2 protein-coding genes are annotated in these 3,173 nt (G+C 71.8%); both read right to left on the reverse strand.

Annotated features, from left to right (window positions below; genetic code table 11):
• The coding region (locus EIO58_RS15020) for an LpqB family beta-propeller domain-containing protein (protein ID WP_127820196.1) at nt 1-1,386 on the reverse strand (1,386 nt) is incomplete at its 3' end.
• The gene (gene mtrB / locus EIO58_RS15025; protein ID WP_127820197.1) at nt 1,383-3,104 is read right to left on the reverse strand and encodes an MtrAB system histidine kinase MtrB; all 1,722 of its coding nucleotides are present in this window, start codon (nt 3,102-3,104) and stop codon (nt 1,383-1,385) included. The genes mtrB and EIO58_RS15020, both read right to left, overlap by 4 nt.
• Nucleotides 3,105-3,173 lie beyond the last annotated feature (69 nt).

Raw genomic sequence — 3,173 nt, forward strand, 5'->3', positions numbered from 1 at the left:
CGTGCCGAGTGCGATCGGCAGCCCGTCGGCGTCGCGCAGGACGCCGGCCACCCACAGCATGGTCCGCCCGCCCGCGGTGACCGTCGCGGCCAGCCGCGTCCCGTCGCGCGACAGCGCCATCGCGCTGATGGCGGTCGCCCCTGGCCATGCGTCGGCGACCTCGCGCATCTCGCCCGACCTCAGGTAGACGCGCAGTGCCGCGGGCTGGTCGCGCGCAACGCTCCAGACATTCCCCCCGGGGTCGACGGTCGGATCGACGAGCCCGGGACGGTCATCCAGCGGCTCGACCTCGGCGCCGTCGGCGTGGAGACGGACGACCTGCCCGCTGCCCAGGCGCGCCGCCGCGAGGTCGCGATCGGGGGCGACCTGGATCGCCACTGGCTCGCTCTCGGCCACAGCTTCTGTCAGACCCGGGACCGGCTCGACCTCGTCGCCCACGATGAACCCGAAGCCCGCCTCGGTGGACACCAGCGGCGACGCAGGCAACCGCATCGTCCGTGTGACCACGCGCTCGGCGCTCAATGGCGTCGTGCCGGCGAACATCTCGACGTCGAGCACGCCCGCCGACGCGAGGCTCGCCTCGAGCTGCGTCAGCATGCGGTCGAGCGCCTCGCGACCGGCGCCGGCGGCGTCCTCGGTCAGCTCGACCTGCGCGACGCCGCCGTCGTTGAGCGCCACGGCCGCTGTGACGCCGACGGGGAAGGCGGTGACGACGGATGCCGCCAGCCACTCGCTCCGCGGCTGGTTCACCAGAGCGCGCGTGATACGCCGTTCCGCGCTGCCGGGTGGGAACCACCTGCTGTCGGGCACGAGGAACTGCCACGTCGGGTCGAAATACATCACCGGGTACCGGTGGAAGACGCGCGGGAACTGGTCGCTGTCGACCACCACCCCGTCCGGCGCCTCGGTGATGCGCCACTCGCCGTCCGGCTGCTGCTCGAGGCGGAACGGCAGGCTGGCTTCTGCGAGCTCCGCCCGCTCGTACACCCCGCGGTCGTCCACGCGCGCGACGGCGTCGTATGAGAACTCGACGGCGTCCTCCTCGGACTCGGAATACGCGCGGTTGGCGGCGATGTCGACGATGACGCTGGCTTCGGGATCCCACTCGCGGCGGAGCTCGGGCGCCAGGAACTCGCGTGCGGTGGCCCACCCGCCGTCGATCCCGGGTCCCGTGCCGGCGTTGATGAATCCCTCCACGATCTCGGAGGGCGACGCGCCCGGCTGCGGCAGGTTCGGGAGGAAGACGAAGTTCTGAGACTCGTCGCCGGCAGCGCCGGTCTCCTCGCCGTACTCGACCGGTCCGCTCGTGGGGAACCCGCCGCACGCCGTGAGGACCAGGGCGCACAGGATCACGACGGCGGCCAGGATGCCGCGGCGCGGGGTCATGACGCACCTTCGCGGTCCGATGCATCCGGCACGCGGATGTCGCGGGCCGGTGTCGCATACGGCACCTCGAGCGGCTGAGTCAGTCCGAGCTCGTCGGCGGGCGCCGTCGAATCCTCGCCCGGGTCGAGGGGCAGCGGGGAGGGCCCGCTCAGCGCCACGCTGCTCCGCGGCAGCGTGAGCACGAAGTTGGTGCCGCGCCCGACCTCAGACCACACCGTGAGCTCCCCGCCGTGCAGCTTCGCGTCGCCGAGCGCGATCGAAAGGCCGAGCCCCGTGCCGCCGATCGTGCGCTTGCGCGACGGGTCGGCGCGCCAGAAGCGGTCGAACACCCGCTCCGCGTCGTCGGCGGTCATGCCGAGTCCGTAGTCGCGCACCCCGATCGCGACCGCCTGCTGATTGCTGTCGACGGTGACGACGATCGGACGCCCCTCGCCGTGCTCGATGGCGTTGCCGAGGAGATTGCGCACGATGCGCCGCACCCGCCTGGGATCCATGTCGACCGGCGTGTACCCGCCCGGAGCCACCAGCCGCACATCCGAGCCGTGCTGCTCGGCGAGCTGATGCATCGACGCGATGACATCTTCGGCGAGGTGTGCGAGGCTCGTCGGCTCCAGCTCGAGCTGCACCGAACCGGCGTCGTAGCGACTGATCTCGAGGAGGTCGGTGAGCAGCACCTCGAACCGCTGCACCTGCGCGTTGAGCAGTTCGGCGGCGCGCGCGGTCGCGGGGTCGAAGTCCTCGCGCTGGTCGTTGATCATGTCGGCGGCGAGGCGGATGGTGGTCAGCGGCGTGCGCAGCTCGTGCGAGACGTCCGATACGAATCGCTGCTGCACGAGCGACAGGTCGGCGAGCTCCTTGATCTGCGACTCGATGCTGTCGGCCATCGCGTTGAACGAACGCCCGAGGGTGGCCAGCTCGTCCTCGCCGCGCACCGGCAGTCGCACCCCGAGATCCCCCGCGGCGAGGCGCGCGCTGGTGTCGGCCGCTTCGCCGACCGGGGTCGTCACCGAGCGCAGCACGAACCACGCGATGCCGCTGATGAGCAGCACCAGCCCGATGCCGACGATCCACAGCGTGCCCTGCACGAACCCGAGCGTCTGCGGTGCGTTCGACAGGTCGTAACCCAGATACAGCTCGTACGACGCGACGCCCGGCACCTCGAGCTGCTGGCCCACGAGGATGCCCGGCACCGCCTCATCGTCGTCGGTGGGCAGGGCGATGGACTGCCAGAACTGCCAGTCAGGATTCTCGCGGACGCTGGTGCGCAGGCCTTCGCCGAGCACGTCATCGATCGCGGTCGGGTCGGAGCTGAAGTTCTGCGGCGCGTCGGGCACCGGCGGCCCGATGCGGAACGCCGCGACCAGTCCTGCCGAGGACCGCTCGTCCAGCGTGCGCATCGCCGAGATCATGACGTTCTGCAGCTGGCCGTCGCTCTGCACTGCGGCGTCGAGGATCGCCTGCGCGGCCGCACGGGCCTGGGAGGCATCATCGAGGACCTGGTCCTTGCGCGAGGCGAAGAGGTCGTTCTGAATCGCGAGGGCCATCCACACGCACGCCACGAGCACCGCGAACGCAGTGAGCCCGAGGGTCACCAGGATCGTCCGAAAGCGCAGCGAGCGACGCCAGAGGGTGGCGATGTTGCCCGGCCACGCGCGCCACAGGCCCCAGCCCTTCAGCGGCGTCCGGGTGGCGGTGATCCCGGTCGTCGGGGCGGTCACGGCGGCCCCCGCCCGCCCGGATGCTGCGCGCGCGGTGCCCGAGTCGCGCGGAGCGGGCGCAGGGGCCTT

This window comes from Microbacterium sp. CPCC 204701 (genome assembly GCF_004010105.1).
In the GTDB taxonomy this organism is placed as follows: domain Bacteria; phylum Actinomycetota; class Actinomycetes; order Actinomycetales; family Microbacteriaceae; genus Microbacterium.